Raw genomic sequence first — 22,397 nt, 5'->3', positions numbered from 1 at the left:
GGATAAATAAAAATAGAAAAAGAAATAAAATGAAAAAGAAAAATTTAAACAGAATGATATTATTAATTACTTATTTTACTTGAATTGAAGCAATATCACTCAATTTTCTATAATCATCTCACTTCTTGAGTGATGATGTCCACAGGTCAAACTCTTTAATTTGTGGAGGTATGCCTGCATCATGATATGATTCCAGATATCCGCTTTGTGAAGTGTATTCCTCACCGCTTCCCTCTGCTGAGTTGAAAAACTCAAGAAGGCCACGGTTTCTGATTACTGTATGTGTTGGCTTGAATGTGCTTGACCAGATATAAAAAACCTTAAAAACAGTGTCTGGATGATAGCCTCCACCTAAGTCAATCAAAAGCATGTCACATGATTGTATTGATTTGAAAACCTCTGACAATGTATCGTGCAGTCTCACATCGGCATTGATAAATTTAACATGCTCCAATTCATCCATTTTCTCCTGGGCTTCTGGGGAATTGTCAATGGCTGTGATATTACATGTCTGCGGAAGCAATTTGGTGGTTCCGCCAACATGACATCCCAGCTCGATTATTGTGTCGGTGGGTTTCACCAAATCCAAGATGTCGCTGCGGTATTTTTCAACATCATAGCATAATTTAATCATGAACTATCCCAACATTGTTAAGTTTATCTACATGAAGTCCTTCAATGTCTAAAGTTTCGAAGGCACTCTTATCATATGCAAAGGCGAACACAGTATTTCCCAACATTGCCATTGAACTGCCCAAAATATCGTCCCTGGAATTAAGATAATCAACTAATGACTTGACTTCGCCTGACATCAGATTTGTCTCTGTGGAAAACTTGTATGAAAAGTCCAGGAAATTCCTCAGGCTGGACTTTTCCTCAAAGAATTCAAGATATTTCAAGCCGACATCCGAAATCACTTCCCTGTGATGGGGATCTCGAATGATGCTTGACGTGTCGATTCCTCCAAAGCTTTTCCATGCAACGTAAACGTCATGCTCAAATGATTCTATTTTGCCAATGCCCGGAGCTCCCGGCTCCACCCTTAAAACCATTCCGTGGCCAGTTTGTGCGATGACATCGCCCAGACCGCTTCCAAGATTGACTTCCGCCATATGTGCAATCTGTCCGCATAGCTCCTTTGGATAATTCAAATCCAGGAAATCATTCAATGCCAGTGATAAGCTTAAGGCTGAAGCGGCTGATGTGCCGAAACCCGCTCCTATAGGCAACTGAATGTCTTGTGTAATCTTAAAATTTGTATCAATTTCCAAAATCCTCAAAACCTCATCAATGACAGTCGAATCTCCCTGATTAACATTTATAATCAGTTCATCAGCATCATCGATTGTTGTCCTGACTCCTTTGGAAAGTAAAAACCCCGCACCACAAGATCCGTTCTTAAGTGAGATTTCATGGTTTTCTATTGTGAAAAAACCTGTAATGTGGCCAGGCACGAAAACTGAATTTGACATAATTAATATTATGTTTTTAATTTAATTAAAAATTTCCTCTTATAAGAAAATAACAAAAAAAGAAAAAGTATGTTATATGAGATTCATATAACATGTTTATTGTTTTCTACGTCTAGATTCAAATCCTAAAGCAACCAATGCCATGATCAATACAATCAATGGATTACCAGTAGCTTTGGCATCAACTTTCGCTTTAACAGTTTTTTCAGGTTTATTATGATCAGCTGTTTCATTTTCAGGAACATCAGTTACATTTTCAGGAACCTCTGTTTCATTATTATGCTCAACAGTGACATTAGTTGTATTGGTACTGTTAACAGTGTCATTTGTAATGTTGTTTCCTGCAATAGCATTGTTAACTTTAAATCCTTCACTTAAAGCTTTAAACACAATAGTGAATTCAGAGGATTCGTTAACGCCTAAAACACCATTATAAGTCCATTTACCGTCACCTTCATATGACCATTTTCCTGATTCGTCAACAGTATGGTCATATTCTAAACCTTCAGCTCCTTTATCGATTACATAAACACCGGTTAAGTTACAGTCACCTGTATTTTTAACTACAATGACGAAACTGGTCATTTCACCAACTTTAACTGTTTTGTTGTTTGATATTTTTTCAACAGACATGTTAGGTTTGTAAACAGTAGTATTGTTATTGGCGGTTTTATTTTCAGTCTCATTACTAGTAACATTAACGGTATTGATTAAAGTACCATTCACCAATGCATTAAATACAATAGTGAAATTAGCACTATTGCCTGAAGTTAAATTACCAATCAATGTGAAAACATTACCGTTCCTGTTCCATTTATCCTTATTTGTGTAATCTTCAAACCTTAACTCAGTGGAATTGAAAACCTCAGTAACCTTAACATTAGTCAAGTTACAATCCCCGGTGTTAGTAACAACAATCATGAAAGTCACATTATCCCCAACAAATGCAGTCTTATTCAAAGTTAACTTCTCAACTGTCATGTTTGGAGCGTAAACTGTGAAGTTTACAGTGTCATTATCGAATGTGTAATTGCCTAATCCTGTTGTCACGTTGTTAGTCATGTTTCCTGCTTTAGTTACATTAAATGTTAATATAATGTATGCGGATTTTTTCATTTCCAAAGTGTCATTCAATATCCATAATTTGGATTTCTCATCATAAGTCCAATTATATGGAGATCTGAATGATTTATATACCAATCCATCGCTGAAATCTGTTTCGTTAATCCAGATATCTGTCAAATTACATTCACCTGTGTTTGTGACAGTTATGTTGAAGTCCACTTCCTGACCAATATATAATGGATCGGTAATTACTTCTTTTTCAACTGTTAAGTTAGGATTGTATGTGATATTGAATGCAAATACGTTTTGTGTTCCGGAAGGAGTGATAATTTCTTTGAAATGAAATATAGCCACAGTTCCATTATCATATAACCTTAAAGCATTATCTGTTGGAACCCTGTAACCGGAATCGTACAAAGCAACAATTTCTTTAACAATCGGGTTATCATTGTTTCTGAAGTCACGATCTGTGAATGCGTTAACTAACTTCTGAAGGTTTTCATGCTGTGATTCATCATTCCAGTATTTGAAAATCAAAATTTTAACATATTCACCAATGCGTTCCTCGGACAATGAATTCTGAGCGAATCTTAAGTTTTCCCATAATACTCCATATTGAGGATAGTCAGCAAACTCTTCCATACAGTATGCATAATATCCAGGCATGATAGCAATCTCTTTATCCATATCATATTCCATATTCAGGTAGGTTGTATGGTTCATTGAAAGAGCCACTTGACCTGGATGAATATTATTTGATTCAATCAATTTTGTAGCAGCCAATACAACCCAATTATCGTCTGCCTTATTGTCGTAGAATTCTGAATCTGAAACATTTGCAGTGATTGTACATATTGCTCCTCCGTGGTTTGCCTCATTACCGATGAATTTTGAATTGGTAATTGTTGGATAATCAGCACTTACAGCTCCACCGTAACCTTGGGCGAAATTGTTTTCAAAGGTACAATTGTTTATTGTATCTCCGAAACGGGTACTTGAAATAGCACCTCCACCATACCTGACTGCCTTGTTGCCTGTGAAAGTGTCGTTTTCTAAAAAGTTATGACCACGTTCAAACAATATTGCTCCACCAACCATAGCCTGGTTGTTGTTAAATTTGGAATTGGTCACATTAGTGTCAATTCCCCAGGAGTAGATTGCTCCACCTTTTGTTCCTAAATTAGGCTGACCGTCTTGTTCTGTTATTATACCGTTGTCATTGAATGTACAATTATTGATTACGACATCTGAAATATTTCCTCCAGAAACTTTCTCCACAATAAAAATTGCCCCGCCTCTTGCAGCCCAATTTTTATCAAAAGTACAGTTTTCAACTAAATTTTTACTATTTCTAACACAAATTGCACCACCATCATCCCTAACAGCATTATCTGTGAATCTGGAATTTACAATAGATGTATTGCGTCCTTGGGAATAGATTGCCCCTCCCCAATTAGTATTTGAATTATCGTTGAAAATCTGATTGCTTTTAAAAGTACAGTTATCTATCTTGGTATTTGGATTAACAGTACATATCGCTCCACCGTAGGTTCTAGCCTGGTTATGATCAAAGGTTGAGTTTGCAATATAGTTATTTCCAGCACGGGCATATATCGCTCCACCATATCCACTGTTAGCGCGGTTCCTAGTAAATGAATTATTTGCGATGAGGGCTCCACCATAATTATAAATGTTTATGGCTCCTCCTTGTGCCCCAGCATTATTTTTAAAGCTATTGCCAACAATTTTAGCATATGGTCCGTCTATTGCGATTGCCCCACCATTACTTGCTTCACATCCTTCAAAGTTAGAGTTTTTGATTTCAGTGTTTTTACCTTTTGAGTAGATTCCCCCTCCATAACTGATAGGGTCATTGCTCTTAATGGTACAACCGTCTACTGTCAGGTTATCTCCAGAGTTGCAAATTGCACCTCCACACCAACTATTAGTACCTTGTGCAGTTGTAGCAACAACTCCTCCACCATTGATTAATGTCAATCCTTGAAGTGTAATGCCGTTATGAGAAATCACAAATATTGAATTTTGCTTTTGAGCATCAAATACAGGATTTGCACCATCATAAGCCTTTACAGTAGTATTTTCTTTCAAGTCAATGTTACGATTTTTTGCACCTTTGTAAGTACCATCCATAACATATATGACGTCATTCTCTTTATAGTTAGCGTTATTGGTTACAGATTTTAAATCTCCATACGGACTTGTCTCTGATCCATCTCCTCCTGACGCGCCTGCCTTAACATACCAACTGTTACCGGCACCTAAAACATCATCATTATTATTTTCAACAGCCAAATTTCCTTCATCTGCTCCAACCGCATGACTGTCCACACCATCAGCAGCTGCAGCAGCACTTATACATAAGCATAATACGCTAATTAATAATACAATTCCAAATAGTTTATTAAATTTCATTTTTTCCCTCATACGAGAGTCAAATCAAAATATAAACTAATCAAATACATAATTTAATAATATAATTAAATTTATTTCCGTTAATTTGAACCTCTTTATAAATAATATACCCAATCATTACCATGCAAGATAAAACGTAATACAACTAACTAGTCAATCATATTCGTTTTACAAACACTAGACCGAGGAATACCAATCATATTCAGTAAAAATTTCTCCGAACATTTGATCTTTATATTTACAATAAGATTTGATTTAACTCAATAAATCACAATATATTATTTAAATTTATAATAATTTAATAAAATATTAAAAATTTTTCATTTTATAAATATATTATTAAATAAACAACAATAATTGATTTATTTTAAATATTATTGCATATTATACTTATTTTAGACATCATATTTAAACTTTAATAAAACAAAAACAATATAAAAATTTAAAAAAATTAAACAAAATACAAAAATTACTGATTAAATCTTATTTAATGTCCTATATTTTTTTCTGTACAATTTTCATACATTCATGTAAAAATTATAATACTTTTAGCAATTTCCAACAACCAATCAATATTAATCAAAAACACGAGAAAAAATTACGAAAACAAAATAGCCATAATAATGTAAGATAAAGTATACAAAATTGTTTTAATATGAAAAAAAAGTAAACAGAAAAATTTTAAAAAAAAATATGAAAAAAAATTATTCGTCTATCCACACTTTCACAGTGTTTTTAGCATCATATACACTAGCCCCAGGAATGGATAAACCTCCCTTGATTTCAGCTCCTTGGCATAATTTGGCCAAATCCTTTTGTGATGAACCGAAACCGGAACCTTCGTGGGTTACAAAAGGCTTTACGACTTTACCCGCAAAGTCTAATTGCTCCAATTGGGTGAACATAGGCATCGGTAATGTTCCCCACCAGTTAGGAAAACCAATGTATATGGTGTCATAATCATCAATGCTTTCAAGTGTCTCCTTGATTTCAGGCCTTGCATCTGATTGCTGTTCCTTTTTGGCAACGTCAATGCATTTCATGTAGTCTTCAGGGTATTCAACTGCAGGTTCCACCTTAAATAGATCTGCACCATCAATTTCCTGAATGTATTCGGCAATGACCTCGGTGTTTCCTTTCTCTATGTTTTTGAGTTCTCCTCCGAAGTAGTTTTCACCGTTTCTTGAAAAATAAATTACTAAGCTTGACATAATATTAACTCCTTGATTATGATTTAAATAATTAAGCATATAAATGTTGCTATTCGCAACAATTATTGATTTAAAAAAAATAATAAAAGAATAAGAATGATTATTCTTTAATGGATCTTGCGAGCTCTGCACCTTTCTCGAATGCTTCAGCCATGACATCCTCATCAGGCACGAACAATACATCCAAAGTGTCGGTTACAGTGAATCCTGCAGCTTCCAAATCATTTTGGAGTTTTGCCACAGCACCTCCACCCCATCCTTTGGATGAGAAGATCAATGCGTTTTTCTCGCTGCCGGTTCCCTTGAAGTTGACACAATCCAGCCAGTACATCATGTTACCAATTCTTGGGAATGGCTTGTTCATCATTGTAGGAGCACCGAGCGCAATAGCTTTGGAGTCCAATATGTCTGTAATTACATCATCAGGACCGTCCTCTTGCATGAAATACATTACAACCTCAACACCTTCACTCATTATACCTTCAGCGATTTGATAAGCCAATTTTTCGGTTGAGTGGTGCATTGTGTCATAGATGACAGTGATTTTGTCCTTACATACACCTGATCCCCATTCTGAGTATTTTTCAACTATTGGAGCTGGGTTTTTCCAGATTTGACCGTGACATGGTGCAATCATTTTTATATCATTGATTAAACCTGTGTTGGTCAATTCATCCAATTTCATTCTAAGCATTGGGGAGCCTAAGGTAACTAGGTTAGCGTAGTATTTTTGTGCTTCCCTAAGTAAATATTGTGTATCATAATCCTCATCGAATCTTTTGGAATGAGCCACATGCTGTCCGAATGCGTCGTTTGAGAACAATATGCCTTCCTCTGCGAGAAGGGTGAACATGCTGTCAGGCCAGTGAAGCATCGGTGCGGAAATGAATTTGAGGGTTCTTCCGCCAATGTCTAACTCATCACCGGTTGCAACGGCGTTGATTTCCAAGTCTGAGAAGTTGTGATATTGAGCTTCCAAGAAGTTGATACAATTTTGTGAAGCATAGATTTCAGCATCAGGGTTGTACTCTTCTATGGTTTGTCTTAAGAAGGTGGAATGGTCCATTTCTGAGTGGTTTTGAACAAACACATCAATCTTGAACTCTTTTCCTTCCTGTTCGAATGCGTCCTTTACCCTTGCATCGAACTGTTCGAACATTCCCCTGTAAACGTTATCAATCAATACGGTTTTTTCTTCACCGAATACAAGGTATGCATTATAGGTTGTTCCAGGAATTCCATATCCATGGAAAGTTCTGCTGTGCCAATGGATTACTCCAACCCAATAGACGCCATCTGCTATTTTAACTGCTTTTGCTTTCATTTCAATAACCTCTATAAAATATTTAAGTTATATAAATTTATATTAAATGTACTATATATAATATTATACTTAATATGAAGAGGTTATATTTTGAACAAAAGAATAGATTTACATATGCATAGTTTATTCAGTGACGGCGAATTGCTGCCGTCCGAACTGGCTAGAAGAGCTTTAAAATTAAATCATGAAGCAATAGCAATCACAGACCATGTCGATTGGTCAAACGTTGACACAATTCCTGCCATTCAGGATGCAATTGACGACATCAATGCGAACTGGGACATAACCGTTGTACTCGGTGCAGAGGTCACCCATGCCCCTTGCGAATCAATCGACGGAATTGCCGCAAGAGCAAAGGAATTGGGTGCAAAGATTGTTGTGGTCCATGGTGAGACTTTAAACGAACCTGTCACCCCTGGAACCAACCGTGCCGCAGTGGAATCCGAACATGTTGATATCTTAGGACATCCTGGATTGATAACAGTCGAAGAGGCTGAACTTGCAAAGGAAAACGACATCTATCTTGAGATTTCCGCCCGTAAGGGACACTGCCTTGGAAACGGACATGTTGCAAACGTTGCACGTGAAGTAGGAAACAAGCTGCTAGTTGACACAGACACCCACGCCCCAAGCGACCTGATAACATTCGAAAAGTCATATGAGATAGCTTTAGGAGCAGGATTGTCTCCAGATGAAGCCATGAAGGCCATTGTCGACAACCCACGTGAACTATTGAAAAGCAAAGGGATCTTATGAAAGCGTCAAAACTTTTGGAAATAATCCGTGAAAACCTGAAGGATTACGATATAGAATACGTTAGAAACAAGGTAACCGACGACAGGTATAAGGACCCTTTAACAAAAAAGCTTGCAAAATATAACTCTGAAACATATGACGACATATATGGAATAGATATCGTTGACGATTTTGAAATAAAGGATGCCCTGATTAACAATTTGAAAAAGGACATCGGCTTTTATTTTGACACATATGCCGGCGGTGATGAGGAAACCAAGTATTTCACCGAAAACCTTTCACTGTATCTTGCATTGATTGCCAAAAAGCCTCTTCATCCTTTTTCAGAAGACAAAAAAGATGATATTTTCTTCACTGACGGAGAATTCTATTGCAAGGGCCGTGCCCAATACATCCATGATAAAAATACACTATGCAAATATTGCGTATCAAAGAATATGCCATTTAATATGATGTTTTAAAAAAAAACATCTATTAAATCACTTTATAAGTTAAAATAAGGTCTTTTCCAAGACTGTATGAATCAATCAATTCTAGTTTTATCGCATCATCCATCAAATCAAAGCCCTCACCGTCAAAGAAGGTCTTCGCATTAGCTCCACCGACAACCATCGGCGCAATGCAAATCCTTATCTCATCAATGAGTCCTGCCTTAATCATTGAGAAGTTCAGTGTTGCTCCACCTTCGAGCATCAGCTTTTCAATGCCTTCCTCATGCAGATAGCTCATAAGCGCACTCAGGTCCACTCTCTTATCGCCTGAAAAGAAAACCTTGACTCCCTTCTCCTTAAATGCTTCGAATTTTTCGGAACTCTTGAACTCTTCCTTATACTCATTGGCGCATGCTATGACGGTATGTGCGTCTCCATTGGTGATTCTTGCATCGATTGGGGTTCTGCATTTGCTGTCCACAACCACCCGAACAGGATTGTCTTCGGGATTGGCATCGATTTTATGGACTGTCAATCTTGGATCGTCAGCCATCACCGTTCCGATACCCACCATGATTGCGTCGCATTCCTTTCTAAGCTCATGAACCCTTTCCAAGTCCTCTTTGCCGGAGATGTTTGAGCTTCCGGTTTGAGTTGCGATTTTACCGTCCAAGGTCATTGCCGCATTCAGTATAACATAAGGTCTCATCTTTTCACCTAAATATGATAGAACATCTCCTTGACATGAAGGAAGTTCGCCAGTGTCTGGTTTTCAAGCATTCCAGGCATTATTAACGCTACAAGGATACCTAATACTCCAAACAGTATTCCGATTCCCCAGATTATTGTGACCGCATCCTTTTCTGAAATAGGCTTTCTCAAAACAAGTCTGATTAATGACTTGAAACCTTGCTGCGGACGGACAAGCTTTCCCTCATCGTTCAATTGTGTCGGCTTTTGCTGTTGACGGTTCATGACACCTGCTGAGTAGAATTTCAATGCAGCATCAATGATGTTCGGCATCAGCACTATCAAAGCGATTAATTTTACCCTACCGATGAATGCAATTGAGACGATAGCTGCTCCGATGATGAGTGTTCCGGTGTCCCCTGGGAAAATCTGTGCAGGATACCTGTTGAAATATAAAAATGCGATTAATGCACCGAGCATACTCATGGAAATGATTGTTACATCATATTTGCCCAAGATGATACATGCGATTGTCAGGGAGGTCATTGAAATGATTCCCAAACCTGATTCGATTCCATTCAATCCCGCAAGCATGTTGGTGAGGTTGGATCCTATTGACAATGCGATAGGTATTGTTATCAGGTACAATAGCCCCACATTTGATGGTGCCGCCCAGATTAATGGCAGGCCCGCAAGAAACAGCAGGAAGAACTTTTCTTTTGAGGACAATGCAAGAAGGTCGTCCACGATTCCAATCATTCCTACAAGCAAAATCACTACAAGGACAATCACAAGCGGAAACGCCAGGATGTCGTGCATGTATATTCCTGAAAACATTCCGATGATGAATCCAAAGAGTATTCCGAATCCACCCATTTCGGCTACAACCGGTTTCCAGGATTTGTGTATATCTTTTCCAACAATGTCTGCAGCTTCAAGTTTTCTAATAATCCTAGGCATAGTTAATCTGGTTACAAAAAAGGATAGTAACCCACAGATTATGGCTATTGCATATAACGGAAGTTGTGGTAAAATCATCATATTTAATGATATGATACTCATTATTAAAAAAAGTAATTATTTTTTGTTTAGGATATAATAGACAGTTCTAAGGGGAATATCCAATATCTCTGAAATCTCCTTAGGCTTTAGGCCTTCCCCCTTGAGTCTCTTTACTTCATCATGGTCATGTTTCCTTTGACGATTGTTGAAACTTGCCTTGCCTTTCTTAAGCAGGTAATAAACACGATTAAGGGGAATTTCCAATCTGTTTGAAATTTCGCGTGCGGACATCCCTTCGTCTGAAAGCTTTAAAATATAGAGTTCCAGATTGTCGCTTCTGGACTTGGCGCCCCATTCATATTTCTTTTTAACATTGATACCCATTTCGGACAATGCCTCGATATATTTCCTTGAGGTTCTATTATATACGCTTGGAGAGCAGGTAATCTCCTCAAGATTGGGATATTCGTTAAACAGTTCCCCAATCATTGAATATGACAATGCCTTTGTTATATGAATTGTTCTGGTTTCTTTACCCATCCAATCACTTTTTAATCAATTCGTTGAATCTTTTTAACTTGTCGCTTTTCGGATTTTTGATGGTGTCAATATGCTCGATTTCCTTTTTGACTCTTGATTCGTTGATGTTGAATGCATTGCTGATTTTTGACAGTTCAATGTCGGAATTTAAGTTAATCAATGCGGCACCCAATGCCACATGGTTGAACTTGATATTGATACTTCTTATCTCCTTTTCGAACTTGAATTTCTCATATAATAGAAGGTCCATTTCAGGGATTGGAATGATTTTGATATCGGTATAGCTGTTTAGGGTTTCGATGACATTGGTATATGATGCCTGGAACACCTTTCTCTGTTCACGGTCAAGCTCGATACGAATGTATGGGAATGGTCCGATATCGTGTTTACGTGAATTGTTTGAGGTTGTCATGTAGTACTTGAAGATATCCCAGATAATCAAGGCTGATGCGATATTCTTTAGGGTGTTCCTATAGATGTTCTCCCTTATCTTCAAATCACGCTTTAGGGATCTTGTCAGATTTCCGAACTTGTCGATGTAGCCCAATTTCCTAAAGCTATCCTCTATCTGTGCCTTTCTCCAGTCCTCGATTTCATCAATGTCGTTCTGGTCGATGAACTCTGGTGAGGCATTCTTGTAGGTGTTGGTTATCTCATCATATTTGTTTATGCGCTTGAAATCAGTCAGCCTTCTTTTCAGGATTTCATCCTTGATGCTTTCGATTATCTCTTCACCGTATTTGACATAACCTATAGCCAGGGCCATTCTTGCATGATTGTCATCGATAATTGCAGGTTTTGTCCTATTGAACCTTAAGGACTCAATCCTCACTTCCCTACCGTATCTGCGCCTGACTTCCTCATCATAGTTGTTAACGTATTCTGAGCCCAATGATATGTTTCTTCGAATAAGACGCTTGTTCTTGTCTCTGAAACGTATCCTCATGGATATAGTCTTTACAACACCCTTACGTTCCTGTTTAAGAATGTTGAAGACCTGCTTGAGAGATTCCCTGCCGTATGATGACAGCTCATTTCTGAGAACCATGTAATTTCCTGACAATGGCAAGTAGGGGATGATCTCTATCCGGTGAGTGGCTTCCTTGTTTATCTTGAATGTGAATCCCTGACTTCCGCAACTGCATTTGGCGTCCATCTGCTTGTATTCACTCATGGAATATTTCTTATAGCATGAGTTGCACTTGACATATCCGAACTGTTCCAGATTTCCAAGGGCTATCTTATGTGAGTCGATTGCTGATTTGACCCTGTCCAGAATGTTCTTTTTGGCGTTTGCCTTCATCCGGAATATCTGGTTATGGCGACTGCTTTCGCCCTTCTCCTCAATGGCCACTTCAGCAACGGATTTGGTTCCATACTTGTTTATGGATGTAAAAGGAGTGGTGTACCCTTGGGCATCCATATCATCTTTAAAACGTTGTAATTTGTCTAATCTGTCATCTAGCTTAAAATAAAGACTTTTGAAATTATCAAAATCATCAATATCATCCAAGCTAATTGAATCGTTTGATATTTCAATCAAATAACTTTCGACTTTACTTACTAGGACAGATTCTGGCATTTTAATCTAACTATTGAATTCTTTCGCCGACTTCTCCAGCTTCATCAGGAGATAACAGTGCACCGGATTTGCCGGTTGCGAGTATCATTCCTTCTGATAGGGTTCCGAATAGTTTTGCAGGCTGCAAGTTTGCAACGACGCAGACTTTCCTGTCAACCAATTCCTCAGGAGAATAGAATTTTGCAAGTCCTGCGACAATTTGTCTTGGCTTTTCCTCGCCTATGTCCACTTGCAATTTTAATAGCTTGTCGGATTTTTCTATTTTTTCCGCTTCTTTTACTTGTCCAATCTTAATTACTACTTCATCAAATTGATCAATTGATATTAAGTCACTCATTGTATCCTCTTCCTCACTTTTTAGGTTTTCTTTCAATTTTTCTTTTTGTGCTTCAATTTCGCTGTCTTCAATCTTTTTGAATAATGGTTTGGCCTTGTTTATTTCATGGCCTGTTGGCAATTCCACTTTAGCATCATTCCAGTTGTCTAAATTATCTATGTTCATTATTTCAGCAATTTTGTCTGCTTTTGTTGGAAGGAATGGCTTTAATGTGTATGCCAATGTTTTTGCTAATTGATTTGATAAGTATAGGCAGTTTGCCGCCTTGGCCATGTCTTCCTTAACCGCTTTCCATGGTTCGGAATCGTTGAAATACTTGTTACCTTTTTTGGCCACCTTGAATATTTCAAGCAACGCTTCCCTAAATTCATAATCGGCAATCAATGCACCAGCCTTGTCCGGCAATTCCGCAATGGCCTTTCTGAATTCCTCATCCTCTTCGCTTGGATTGGTGTATTCAGGGATTTTGCTGTCAAAGTATTTCTTGGTGAATACGAATGTCCTGTGCAGGAAGTTTCCGACAACATCCGCAAGTTCGTCATTGTTTCTTCTTTGGAAATCGTCCCATGAGAAGTCTGAATCCTTATTCAATGGAGCATTTATTGTTAAATAGTATCTTAAAAGGTCTGGTTCGTAATCCTTTACAAAATCAGCAATCCATATGACCCAGTTTTTACTGGTTGACATCTTTTCCCCTTCAAGGGACAGGAATTCGCCTGCGTAAATCATGTCAGGTAATTTGCATCCGTATGCCTTGAGAAGTCCAGGCCAGAAGATTGAATGGTGGTAGATAATGTCCTTACCTATGAAATGAACTACATAGTCGTTCCAGTATTCCTCCCATTTCTTGCCAGAAACCTTTGACCATTGGCTTGCTGATGAGATATAACCAAGGAATGCTTCAATCCATACGTATAATACTTTGCCTTTCGCCTCATCCAACGGTACTGGAATACCCCAATCCATATCACGGGTTAAAATCCAGTCATTCAATCCTTCTTTCAGCCAGTTGGATGCATAGTTTTTCACGTTTGCAGGCAAGTTATCGTTGTTGTCGATGTATTCCTTAAGGGCATCCTCAAACTCTGAGAGCTTGAATGCGTATTGGAAGGTGTCCTTGATTACCGGAGTGGTTCCGCAGGTAATGCAGTGGGGTTCGTCAAGTTCGGTCGGGTCAAGGGCCTTTCCACATTTTTCACAGTGGTCTCCCCTTGCCTCGGATCCGCAGACCGGACATAATCCTTCAACATACCTGTCGGGAAGGAACTTGTTACAGTTCGGACAGTATAGCTGTTGAATGTCCTCCCTGTAGATTAAATCATTGTCATATAAAGTTTTAAAGAAATTCTTTGCGATTTCATAGTGAGCTTCATCTGTGGTTCTTGTAAAGTTATCCAATGATATGTTCATTGACTCTACATCTCTTACAATCATATCATGATATCTTTTTGAGATTTCTATCGGTTTTTTGTTTTCCTTATCTGCCTTGACCGCAATTGGAGTTCCGTGCTCATCGGTGGCACAGACAAGCAGCACGTCATTTCCAATCATCCTATTGTATCTGGCGTAAATATCAGCCGGAAGATAGGTAGAACGGATATGGCCTAAATGACATGGCCCATTTGCATAAGGAAGTGCACATGAAATAAATATTTTAGACATTTATCTTATCTCCTCAATTATTTTAAGCATGATATAATTATGTTACTCATATATAATAAATGCTTATTTTTTAACCGTGTTAAATGTGAAAAATCTTGACGCGTGAACAAAAAGCAATGTTGGCATTTCCAATGAGATAGCTATTTAAAACATGAAATAAAGAGTTAAAAACATGGCTGAAGTTTCATTTATAAACCCATTATCCGATGAAGGAAGAAGCATCATTCGCGAATACGGCGATTTAAATCAGATATTCGACGTAGATGAGTCACTGATTGATATCTGCACCCACACATTAAATCAAAGAATTTCAGACGATGCGCTGATTCCTAAATCATATGCCGAGCTGGCAATGAAACGCATCCAATGGGCAATCGAGAAAAAGAACAACAAAAACTTCACCCAGGCAGAGTTTGAATACCTGGCAAACGGTGATCTGTTCAAGCAGGACGTTGTAACCTTCCATATATTGTGTCAGGCAATAGCCATACAGTTCAACACAGGTTCACGCGAGACAAGACTTTTCATCGAATCACAGGGAACACTTATTTTAGAAAGACTGGCCAAGATTCCTCCAATGGCAAGGGCAGACATAATCGATGAGGTTCTTGATGAAATCAAGACCGATGGCGCCATTCACTGGAAATCACTAAGGGACATTGTGGCCAGCAAAAAATTGAAATTGACCGACCTTCTAATTGACGACGGAGACATAATACTTCAGCAGGAAGACTTCCTATATCGTTTTGGTGACGAGTTTACCGACAGAAGCCCTGAAAGGATGTACAATATCCTGATAGGTGACAGCGTTAAGGAACAAATCATATCCCGTCTTATCATGCAGAAAACCGAGGAATACATAAACAGGATTAAGGAAATGTCCCAAAGAATTGAAATTCACCCGGCAATCATCAAGATTGGAGAGGACCTGAAGGACTTCATTCCTGAAGAAATCAGCAAATACAACCAATACTATGCCGGAAGCGGTGGAATTTACGGTTCAGTTCAGGCAGGAAAATTAAATCCGGACGCATTTCCACCATGCATCAAGGCAACCGTCGAAGGCGTGTCCTCCGGTGGACGTAACGATGCAATCGTTCTGTTGTTAACATCATTCGCATCATATGCAAGGTTATATCCAAGAATATTCGCATCAGACGAGACCGTTAAAGTCTCAGACATGGATCCCGACCTGTCAATAACCGAAAACGAAATCCTGCCGTTGATCTTTGATGCTGCAGACAACTGTACACCGCCTTTGTTTGACGACCAGCCACAGGAAAAAATAAACATCATCTCAAAACTAGGTTTCGGAATGCATGAGAGGGTTGACATAAACCATGAGGGCGAGACAAAATGGTACACACCGATGAGCTGTGAAAAAATAAAGATACACTTGCCTAACCTATGCCATCCAGACAAGTCCTGCAAGGGAATAAACAACCCGTTATCATGTTACGGACGTAAAAAATACCAATTGGACCAGGAAGCCCCTAAAGAGTAGAATGTGAAAACTGGAAAGGATTGTGATCCTCATAAATTGCATCATAATACTTGTTTAAGATCTTTGATTCCCACATGTTGTAATTGGCCTGCTCGTTTTTTTCAAAATTATATGCCAAAAGGCCAACTGTACGTTCATACTCGTCAATTCCCTTCATTTCACAGAATTCTGATATCACATCGGGAATATATTCACATGGGTCATCGCTGCTGAACTCCAGATATTCCTCATACTCGTTTTTGGAGAAGAATTCCTCCTCGGAAATCGGTTCCTCATGGGATTCGATTGTGTATAGCTCAATGTAGATATCGTCATGCAGGTGGAGCTGATTAAAATCCATGCCCAAACCGTAAACACGGCCGTCCTCAAGATTCAATACGGTATGGCCTGTCTTGATGCCGCCCATCCAATTGTCATATGCCGGTTTCACGATTTCCTCAGGTGTTAGGCCTGAAAGAATTGTCTTTAAATGCTCAACTCCAATGACTTCAACAAACTCATTCATATGATTATATTTTGAAGTGATGTATAATAAACTTACTTTTCAAGGTTCACCCGTTCGGGGGCGGTGTAGACCGTGAATCTGTTGCCCCTGACAAAACCTATCATTGTGATGTTTCCCGCCCTGGCCACATCGATACCTGAAGATGCCGGCGCTGCGTTGGATATGATTATTGGCACACCAACGCGGATTACCTTAATCAGCATGTCCGCAGGCATCCTTCCACTGTATGAGATGTAGCATTTGCTGAAATCATAGCCCTCAATTGAGGCAGCTCCAATCACCTTATCCACAGCAACATGACGGCTTACGTCCTCACGGATAATGATTTTATCCTCATATTTCAATTGCGCAACATGCACACCAGCCGTTTTTTGCCATATCCTGGCCTCATCGGTGAGGTGTTTGATATCCTTTATGACCTGTGTCGCATCAATGGATAAGTCAGATGTATTCGGCTCTATGGTTTCCAGCTCGGAGCGGATTCCCCCAGCATTGTCTGAGTTTACTCCCTGATATTCCAAAAGTCTGCATACGCAGGCATGTTCACAGTTTCCCTTTCTCTCCTGCACTATTCCATCCTGTTCCAAATCCTCTTCTGGGTCATGTGACAGTCTTGTTGTCACAAGCACGTTTGTCCCGTCGAGCTTTATTGATTCAATGTCAGAATAATCTTTAATCAAGCCTTCTCCAAGACAATAGCCGACTGCAAAGTCTTCCAAATCCTTTGGATAGGTGGAAAATTTCCTTGGGGGCAAGTAGTCAATGAACAGATATGTGTATTCATCATCCACTGTATTCTCTTTTATTTCTTTGCATTCCCCATCCTTCCATTGTATCACATCACTTTGTCTTAAGAATTCCATCTTTTTCAACCTCGATAATATATATTAACAATTGTTATATTTATATTTACAAAGCTTAGAAGCTATGAAAAAACACAAAATCACACCAACAAATAAAATAAATACTTTGAAAATATAACTATAATCATGTTTTCTAAAGCTACCATTAAAGAGCGAAGACAATACTATCGTGAAGAATGGGACCCGAAAGACCTGCCGGACTTTATCGCCACCGACATCAAGAAAAGGGAGTTCGGTTTTGACCATAACGGACGCGGACCTAACGACAGGTACAAAGTCTTTAGAGGAACAGAGTCATTGCGCAAGTTCCTAAGATACAAGGCCCCATTTGCAGCATACATCTCAGTAGCTTTCTACAACAATCCACGCCGTAGGGAGGACTGGCTAAAGGCGGAATACATTTTCGACGTTGACGCAAAGGACATACCGATCAGGTCCTGCCAATGCGATGGAGTGTGCGAAATCTGCCTAGGGGAAGCTTTAGAAATTGTAAACAACCTAATTGACACCTTGCAGGGTGATTTGGGCCTTAAGAATATCCATCTGATCTATTCAGGGAGAGGATATCACATCAGAATACTTGATGAGGAAATGATGGTTGCAGGAAGCGAGCTACGCTCAGAGGTATTGAAATACGCAGCGGGCGCAGAAGTTCCGAAATCACAATTCGTGAACTCAGAAGTCTCAAACCAAAGCTTCAACTTCGAGCACTTCTCAATACCAATAGGATACCAGAAGATATTCACTGACAGGGTCAAGTTCAACATACAGCATCTTGTCGGCAACGAGAAGCTTGACGGAATCAACCCGAAACTGATGAAGGACATCATGGCCGCAAGACATCACCTGGAAGGGGACAACTGGGGTCAGTTTAAAAATGACATAGGCCCTAGACGCTATAGGAACCTTGTAAATGCAATGGCAAGAGTCAATCTTGCAACAATCGATGCCAAAGTATCAATCGACCTTAAAAGGATTTTAAGATTGCCGTCATCACTCCACTCAAAAGTGAGCATGAAATGCATGGAAGTCAAGAACCGTGAAACCTTTGATCCTTTCGATAAGGCAGTTCCAAAATTCGTTTATGAAAGAAAAGGTGTATAAGAATGGAAAACGTTTTAAGAGAAATATTGAGAAAAAACCAATACTTTGAGGAAGTTAACGAGAACAGATTCGTGCCTGAGTTTTTAGGCCTGATCGTCAATGGAGTGGTCGTCTATCATGTAAACTGGATTGACATTGTGGATAAGGAAATAATTTTCATGCATAAGGACATCCAAACACACCCTATCGTCTCATTGGTTCTTGAAAACCTAAATTCCCTGATGATTATCACATCAGAGGGCATAAAAGAAGTATTGTAATCAATCTGTTTCAAAGCATTTAGCTATTATTTTTTCGGAAATCACATCGGGAGCGTCATCAGCAGACACCACATTCCAGTTATATGTGAATTTCCTGGACCTTTCACGGTTTTCAGTCAAGGATTCTATATTTTCAAACATTTCTGTTTCTTCATCACGAGACCCTATTCTTCTAAGTGACTCTTCAGGGGTTATGTCCAAAAAGAACATGCAATCAGATGTCGGAAGAACAAATGCCACGATTTTATAGACAATTGTGTTAACCACATTCGGAAGATACATCACCGCCAGAATATACCTTGAAAAGATTACGACATCGGTATTCCTGTTGTGGCAGTACATCTGGACGGACCTTATCGCATCAAGGCCAAAGTATATAGTTGCCTTTATGTGATTCAGTTTCCCTGTTTTTAGAAGTGCAGCCTTTGATTTTCTGCCGAACTTATTGTCATTGCATGGATGGGAACGTATTGTGACATCCCTGCCCTTCTTTTGATATGCCTCAGCAATCAGATTGACCTGCGTATCCTTTCCGGAACCGTCCAAACCGTCAATAACAATAAATTTCTTCAAACCAAAACACCTAATCTATTGGATAAAACTCACTGTACTTTGAATCCCTCTCGATTGGAGTTCTTCCCAAGTCCTTAACCATTCTGCTTAAAGTTCCGATAGATGCATCAACACCATCCGGTGCTCCTGAAGCCTCTGAAAGTTCATCTCCACCTAATGTGCCTCCCAAATCGTTTGCACCAGCAGTCAGCACGACCTGTGCAAATCTGAAGCCCATTTTTACCCAGGACACCTGGATATTCGGAAGTAAATCTCTAAGCATCAATCTTGAAACGGCATATAATTTCAAATCCTGTGTACCAGTAGCTCCAAGATCTGATTGGCCCTCCAAAAAGATTGGAGAATATTCATGCATAAAAGTCATTGGAATAAACTCTGTGAATCCGTGAGTCTCTTCTTGAATTTGTCTGATAATGTCTATATGTTCTACCCTTTCCTCCAACGTTTCCACATGACCGTACATTATTGTTGCTGATCCCTGAATTCCAACTTCCTGAGCTGCCTTGACGGCATCTATCCACTCGGCAACACTTACCTTTTCCGGACAAATGATTTCCCTTGACCTGTCGGTCAGTATTTCAGCCGCAGTTCCGGGCAATGTGTCCAAACCTGCATCCTTAAGTATTTCAAATCCTTCCTTGATATCCATTCCGGACACCAGACAGGCATCCCGAACCATTGTAGGTGAAAATCCGTGTATGGACACCTTAGGATAATTGTCCTTCAATAATGTAAGTAAATGTTGATAATAGTCAATGTCTGCATCCGGAAGAACTCCTCCCATCAGGGTGAATTCACGGGCGCCATTCTCCACGGCACCTTCGGCCTTTGCCAGGATTTCCTCATCGGACAATATGTATGCATCAGGGTCGTCCGCATCCTTACCGAATGCACAAAAGCCACATCTGACTGTACAAATGTTGGTAAAGTTGATATTGCAGTTGTTAATGAATGTAACGTTGTCTCCAACTATTTCCTGTCTTAAGTAATCCGCTGTTGCTAGTAGGGAGTATAAATCCTGCCCCTGAATATTCATCAAGTGATTTGCCTCTTCAACAGTGATTGCCTCATCCAGGGATTTGGTCAATATCCTTTCTGTTTTAGAGGAAATAGGTAGTTTATCAAACATGATTTTATATTAGTATAAAATTAAATAAAAAGTTTACTATTAATTTAATGTAATGTATTAAAATGTACATTAATTAAATTAAAAATCGTTGTCTATTCTCTTGATAATCTGAAAAACATTGAATGAAAATAATTTAAATAGTTTTTTATAGTAATTTAAATAAATTTAAAGTATCAATAAAATTGTATGTGTGATAAATATGGATAGTAGTGAAGCTATTTATGATGGACTTAAGGACGCCGAAATCGACTTTGTCGTTAGTGTTCCATGCGTAAACCTATCAAAACTGCTCGATATGATTGACGAGGATGATGAAATAATCCATATTCCCGTCACCCGTGAGGAAGAGGGGATTGGAATATGTGCCGGAGCATACCTTGGAGGCAAAAAGCCGGCAATATTGATGCAGAATTCAGGACTTGGAAACTCAATAAACGCATTGAAATCCCTTATGGAACTCTATGAATTCCCATTGCTCATGATAATGAGTCACAGAGGAACAAAAGGAGAAAACATCGTTGGACAGGTCCCTATGGGAGAGTCAACACCAAGAATACTCGAAGCGATGGACTTCAGATTCTTCAGACCAGGAGACTCAGAAGCGGGATACAATGACGTAAGATTAGGATGGGAAATGTCCGAAGAGGAAGGAAAGCCCGTAAGCGTACTTCTGGACATTAGCTACTGGTGATAACATGAGATACGAAGCTATTGAAGACATAATGAGCTATGTTGATGAGGAACTTGTAATCTGCAACATAGGTTTTCCGTCAAGAGAGTTATATGAGATTAACGACAGGTCCAGGAACTTCTACATGATCGGCTCAATGGGCCTTGCATCCTCAATAGGATTGGGCCTTGCACTGTCAAAACCACATGAAAAGGTCATTGTCATCGACGGGGACGGATCCCTTCTGATGAACATGGGCTCACTCGTCACAATATTTGCAAGCAATCCTGCAAATCTAACATGGATTGTAATCGACAATGGTGCATACGGTTCTACCGGAAACCAGGACACCTATGCGCAACTCATTGATTTGGTTGACATTGCACAAAGCGTAGGATTCAAAAACAGCTTTAATTTTGAGGATATCGACTTGAGGGACATAATCGAGAGCGATGATGCAAGCTTCATCGTCTACAAGACAGAAGCGGGAAACTCAACAGCCCCAATCATTGACCTTGATCCGATTACAATCAAGGAAAGGTTCATGAAATCCATCTAATTCACGAATCTCCTCACTACAAATCCTATTCCTCTACATACACAATAATAGAACAATCCAATTAGGAAAACAACTATCACTGCACCTAAAAACAGCAGGAAACTAAACCTAAGCATTGAAGGAAATACAAAAAACATGTTTGCAAAAATATACAATAGAAAAATAGCCACACCAATTGATTTTGCCTTTGATATCCTGCCGTCAACATAAATGACATCAGCAATCATCTTGTCATAGCCGCCATCATCGGATTTGACCTTAAATCCACAGTTTGGACAGAATATCGCATTCACCTTAAGTTCCTCACCACATTTAGGACATCTTGACATACAGATACTTTATCCATAGTATTATATAAAATTAGTTAAGTTATAATTAAACAATTTACTCTTTAAATAAAGTTTTATAACTGAATTAAAAACTAACATTATGGATAAGAAAGAATTATACGGACTTATCGGATTTGTGCTGTCTTCAAGAAATAGAGTCCAAGTTTTAAAGGCAATAAACGAGGATTATAAGATGCCTTCAGAGATTGGCCGGGAACTTGATATGAATTTCGCTCTGGTTTCATATTCCCTATCAACTTTAAAGAGTAAAAAACTAGTTAGATGCCTAAATGAAAATGCATCTAAGGGAAGGGTATACGTATGCACCCCGTTAGGACTAGAGATTCTAAATAATATTTTAAAAAAAATAGATTAAGGAGTTTTTAACTCCTTTAT

General features: G+C 38.8%; 23 protein-coding genes. 8 read left to right on the top strand and 15 right to left on the bottom strand.

Going from position 1 to position 22,397, the window contains the following annotated elements:
• Window positions 1-118 precede the first annotated feature (118 nt).
• The 5 genes from MBBTH_RS03505 to MBBTH_RS03485 form a co-directional block, all read right to left on the bottom strand.
• The gene (locus MBBTH_RS03505) at window positions 119-634 is read right to left on the bottom strand and encodes a class I SAM-dependent methyltransferase (RefSeq protein WP_116591670.1); all 516 of its coding nucleotides are present in this window, start codon (window positions 632-634) and stop codon (window positions 119-121) included.
• Window positions 627-1,472: a pantoate kinase gene (locus tag MBBTH_RS03500; RefSeq protein WP_116591669.1), complete on the bottom strand. Its 846-nt coding sequence runs from the start codon at window positions 1,470-1,472 to the stop codon at window positions 627-629. The genes MBBTH_RS03505 and MBBTH_RS03500 overlap by 8 nt, the downstream gene beginning before the upstream one ends.
• Window positions 1,473-1,568: 96 nt before the next feature.
• Window positions 1,569-4,970: a right-handed parallel beta-helix repeat-containing protein gene (locus MBBTH_RS03495; RefSeq protein ID WP_165814020.1), complete on the bottom strand. Its 3,402-nt coding sequence runs from the start codon at window positions 4,968-4,970 to the stop codon at window positions 1,569-1,571.
• 704 nt (window positions 4,971-5,674) lie between these two features.
• Window positions 5,675-6,181 carry a flavodoxin gene (locus tag MBBTH_RS03490; protein ID WP_243409652.1) on the bottom strand — a complete coding sequence of 169 codons (507 nt, stop codon included), beginning with the start codon at window positions 6,179-6,181 and terminating at the stop codon, window positions 5,675-5,677.
• A 100-nt stretch (window positions 6,182-6,281) separates the two neighbouring features.
• Window positions 6,282-7,505, bottom strand: coding sequence for an FprA family A-type flavoprotein (locus MBBTH_RS03485; RefSeq protein ID WP_116591667.1), 1,224 nt, complete (start codon window positions 7,503-7,505; stop codon window positions 6,282-6,284).
• A 90-nt stretch (window positions 7,506-7,595) separates the two neighbouring features.
• On the opposite strand from MBBTH_RS03485, the gene MBBTH_RS03480 reads away from it, so the two are divergent.
• Window positions 7,596-8,261 carry a histidinol phosphate phosphatase domain-containing protein gene (locus MBBTH_RS03480; RefSeq protein ID WP_116591666.1) on the top strand — a complete coding sequence of 222 codons (666 nt, stop codon included), beginning with the start codon at window positions 7,596-7,598 and terminating at the stop codon, window positions 8,259-8,261.
• Window positions 8,258-8,722: a DUF2115 family protein gene (locus tag MBBTH_RS03475; protein WP_116591665.1), complete on the top strand. Its 465-nt coding sequence runs from the start codon at window positions 8,258-8,260 to the stop codon at window positions 8,720-8,722. The genes MBBTH_RS03480 and MBBTH_RS03475 overlap by 4 nt, the downstream gene beginning before the upstream one ends.
• 13 nt (window positions 8,723-8,735) lie before the next feature.
• On the opposite strand, the gene MBBTH_RS03470 is transcribed toward MBBTH_RS03475, so the two are convergent.
• Genes MBBTH_RS03470 through metG form a run of 5 tightly spaced genes read right to left on the bottom strand, consistent with a single transcriptional unit; the run spans window position 8,736 to window position 14,505 of the window.
• Window positions 8,736-9,401 carry a 2,5-diamino-6-(ribosylamino)-4(3H)-pyrimidinone 5'-phosphate reductase gene (locus MBBTH_RS03470; protein WP_116591664.1) on the bottom strand — a complete coding sequence of 222 codons (666 nt, stop codon included), beginning with the start codon at window positions 9,399-9,401 and terminating at the stop codon, window positions 8,736-8,738.
• Window positions 9,402-9,409: 8 nt separating this feature from the next.
• Entirely contained in the window at window positions 9,410-10,423 is a 1,014-nt protein-coding gene (locus MBBTH_RS03465; protein WP_116591663.1) for an MraY family glycosyltransferase, read from the bottom strand.
• Between the two features lie 36 nt (window positions 10,424-10,459).
• A complete protein-coding gene (locus tag MBBTH_RS03460) occupies window positions 10,460-10,924 on the bottom strand; it encodes a hypothetical protein (protein ID WP_116591662.1) in 465 nt (154 codons plus the stop codon).
• A gap of 4 nt (window positions 10,925-10,928) precedes the next feature.
• A complete protein-coding gene (locus tag MBBTH_RS03455; protein WP_116591661.1) occupies window positions 10,929-12,506 on the bottom strand; it encodes a DUF530 domain-containing protein in 1,578 nt (525 codons plus the stop codon).
• Between the two features lie 10 nt (window positions 12,507-12,516).
• Window positions 12,517-14,505 (bottom strand): methionine--tRNA ligase, encoded by a 1,989-nt coding sequence (gene metG / locus MBBTH_RS03450; RefSeq protein ID WP_116591660.1) that lies wholly within the window; start codon window positions 14,503-14,505, stop codon window positions 12,517-12,519.
• A 172-nt stretch (window positions 14,506-14,677) separates the two neighbouring features.
• On the opposite strand from metG, the gene priL reads away from it, so the two are divergent.
• A complete protein-coding gene (gene priL, locus MBBTH_RS03445) occupies window positions 14,678-16,009 on the top strand; it encodes a DNA primase large subunit PriL (protein ID WP_116591659.1) in 1,332 nt (443 codons plus the stop codon).
• Here priL and MBBTH_RS03440 read toward each other — a convergent pair.
• Both MBBTH_RS03440 and fdhD read right to left on the bottom strand, forming a co-directional pair.
• The gene (locus tag MBBTH_RS03440; protein ID WP_116591658.1) at window positions 15,999-16,514 is read right to left on the bottom strand and encodes a hypothetical protein; all 516 of its coding nucleotides are present in this window, start codon (window positions 16,512-16,514) and stop codon (window positions 15,999-16,001) included. The genes priL and MBBTH_RS03440 overlap by 11 nt on opposite strands.
• 32 nt (window positions 16,515-16,546) lie before the next feature.
• Complete coding sequence (gene fdhD / locus MBBTH_RS03435; RefSeq protein WP_116591657.1) at window positions 16,547-17,377, bottom strand: formate dehydrogenase accessory sulfurtransferase FdhD; 831 nt, start codon at window positions 17,375-17,377, stop codon at window positions 16,547-16,549.
• A gap of 126 nt (window positions 17,378-17,503) precedes the next feature.
• Between fdhD and priS the strand changes: the two genes are divergently transcribed.
• A complete protein-coding gene (gene priS / locus MBBTH_RS03430) occupies window positions 17,504-18,481 on the top strand; it encodes a DNA primase catalytic subunit PriS (RefSeq protein ID WP_116591656.1) in 978 nt (325 codons plus the stop codon).
• A 2-nt stretch (window positions 18,482-18,483) separates the two neighbouring features.
• The gene (locus MBBTH_RS03425; protein WP_116591655.1) at window positions 18,484-18,741 is read left to right on the top strand and encodes a hypothetical protein; all 258 of its coding nucleotides are present in this window, start codon (window positions 18,484-18,486) and stop codon (window positions 18,739-18,741) included.
• Here the strand turns inward: MBBTH_RS03425 and MBBTH_RS03420 are convergent, their stop codons facing one another.
• Both MBBTH_RS03420 and cofH read right to left on the bottom strand, forming a co-directional pair.
• Complete coding sequence (locus MBBTH_RS03420) at window positions 18,742-19,314, bottom strand: nucleoside/nucleotide kinase family protein (RefSeq protein ID WP_116591654.1); 573 nt, start codon at window positions 19,312-19,314, stop codon at window positions 18,742-18,744.
• Window positions 19,315-19,324: 10 nt separating this feature from the next.
• A complete protein-coding gene (cofH, locus tag MBBTH_RS03415; protein ID WP_116591653.1) occupies window positions 19,325-20,443 on the bottom strand; it encodes a 5-amino-6-(D-ribitylamino)uracil--L-tyrosine 4-hydroxyphenyl transferase CofH in 1,119 nt (372 codons plus the stop codon).
• Between the two features lie 199 nt (window positions 20,444-20,642).
• Here cofH and comD point away from each other — a divergent pair, with 199 nt between their 5' ends.
• Window positions 20,643-21,134: a sulfopyruvate decarboxylase subunit alpha gene (gene comD, locus MBBTH_RS03410; RefSeq protein WP_207773325.1), complete on the top strand. Its 492-nt coding sequence runs from the start codon at window positions 20,643-20,645 to the stop codon at window positions 21,132-21,134.
• A 4-nt stretch (window positions 21,135-21,138) separates the two neighbouring features.
• Window positions 21,139-21,672, top strand: a complete 534-nt coding sequence (gene comE, locus MBBTH_RS03405; protein ID WP_116591652.1) for a sulfopyruvate decarboxylase subunit beta — start codon at window positions 21,139-21,141, stop codon at window positions 21,670-21,672.
• Here comE and MBBTH_RS03400 read toward each other — a convergent pair.
• On the bottom strand, window positions 21,669-22,001 hold the full coding sequence (locus MBBTH_RS03400) for a zinc-ribbon domain-containing protein (protein WP_116591651.1): 333 nt from the start codon (window positions 21,999-22,001) through the stop codon (window positions 21,669-21,671). The two genes, comE and MBBTH_RS03400, sit on opposite strands and share 4 nt — an antisense overlap.
• Window positions 22,002-22,101: 100 nt before the next feature.
• Between MBBTH_RS03400 and MBBTH_RS03395 the strand changes: the two genes are divergently transcribed.
• Complete coding sequence (locus MBBTH_RS03395) at window positions 22,102-22,377, top strand: winged helix-turn-helix domain-containing protein (RefSeq protein WP_116591650.1); 276 nt, start codon at window positions 22,102-22,104, stop codon at window positions 22,375-22,377.
• The last annotated feature ends 20 nt before the right edge of the window (window positions 22,378-22,397 follow it).

Origin of the sequence: Methanobrevibacter thaueri (assembly GCF_003111625.1) — an archaeon.
Taxonomy (GTDB): Archaea; Methanobacteriota; Methanobacteria; order Methanobacteriales; family Methanobacteriaceae; genus Methanocatella; species Methanocatella thaueri.
The sequence above is the reverse complement of the archived record's forward strand: the minus strand, read 5'-3'. Positions and strand labels throughout refer to the sequence as shown.

Bases quoted from the DNA above. Each gene is read 5' to 3' on its own strand.
- MBBTH_RS03505 (WP_116591670.1), bottom strand. From the start codon at position 634: ATGATTAAATTATGCTATGATGTTGAAAAATACCGCAGCGACATCTTG.
- MBBTH_RS03500 (WP_116591669.1), bottom strand. From the start codon at position 1,472: ATGTCAAATTCAGTTTTCGTGCCTGGCCACATTACAGGTTTTTTCACA.
- MBBTH_RS03495 (WP_165814020.1), bottom strand. From the start codon at position 4,970: ATGAAATTTAATAAACTATTTGGAATTGTATTATTAATTAGCGTATTA.
- MBBTH_RS03490 (WP_243409652.1), bottom strand. From the start codon at position 6,181: ATGTCAAGCTTAGTAATTTATTTTTCAAGAAACGGTGAAAACTACTTC.
- MBBTH_RS03485 (WP_116591667.1), bottom strand. From the start codon at position 7,505: ATGAAAGCAAAAGCAGTTAAAATAGCAGATGGCGTCTATTGGGTTGGA.
- MBBTH_RS03475 (WP_116591665.1), top strand. From the start codon at position 8,258: ATGAAAGCGTCAAAACTTTTGGAAATAATCCGTGAAAACCTGAAGGAT.
- MBBTH_RS03470 (WP_116591664.1), bottom strand. From the start codon at position 9,401: ATGAGACCTTATGTTATACTGAATGCGGCAATGACCTTGGACGGTAAA.
- MBBTH_RS03465 (WP_116591663.1), bottom strand. From the start codon at position 10,423: ATGATGATTTTACCACAACTTCCGTTATATGCAATAGCCATAATCTGT.
- MBBTH_RS03460 (WP_116591662.1), bottom strand. From the start codon at position 10,924: ATGGGTAAAGAAACCAGAACAATTCATATAACAAAGGCATTGTCATAT.
- MBBTH_RS03455 (WP_116591661.1), bottom strand. From the start codon at position 12,506: ATGCCAGAATCTGTCCTAGTAAGTAAAGTCGAAAGTTATTTGATTGAA.
- metG (WP_116591660.1), bottom strand. From the start codon at position 14,505: ATGTCTAAAATATTTATTTCATGTGCACTTCCTTATGCAAATGGGCCA.
- priL (WP_116591659.1), top strand. From the start codon at position 14,678: ATGGCTGAAGTTTCATTTATAAACCCATTATCCGATGAAGGAAGAAGC.
- MBBTH_RS03440 (WP_116591658.1), bottom strand. From the start codon at position 16,514: ATGAATGAGTTTGTTGAAGTCATTGGAGTTGAGCATTTAAAGACAATT.
- fdhD (WP_116591657.1), bottom strand. From the start codon at position 17,377: ATGGAATTCTTAAGACAAAGTGATGTGATACAATGGAAGGATGGGGAA.
- priS (WP_116591656.1), top strand. From the start codon at position 17,504: ATGTTTTCTAAAGCTACCATTAAAGAGCGAAGACAATACTATCGTGAA.
- MBBTH_RS03425 (WP_116591655.1), top strand. From the start codon at position 18,484: ATGGAAAACGTTTTAAGAGAAATATTGAGAAAAAACCAATACTTTGAG.
- cofH (WP_116591653.1), bottom strand. From the start codon at position 20,443: ATGTTTGATAAACTACCTATTTCCTCTAAAACAGAAAGGATATTGACC.
- comD (WP_207773325.1), top strand. From the start codon at position 20,643: ATGGATAGTAGTGAAGCTATTTATGATGGACTTAAGGACGCCGAAATC.
- comE (WP_116591652.1), top strand. From the start codon at position 21,139: ATGAGATACGAAGCTATTGAAGACATAATGAGCTATGTTGATGAGGAA.
- MBBTH_RS03400 (WP_116591651.1), bottom strand. From the start codon at position 22,001: ATGTCAAGATGTCCTAAATGTGGTGAGGAACTTAAGGTGAATGCGATA.
- MBBTH_RS03395 (WP_116591650.1), top strand. From the start codon at position 22,102: ATGGATAAGAAAGAATTATACGGACTTATCGGATTTGTGCTGTCTTCA.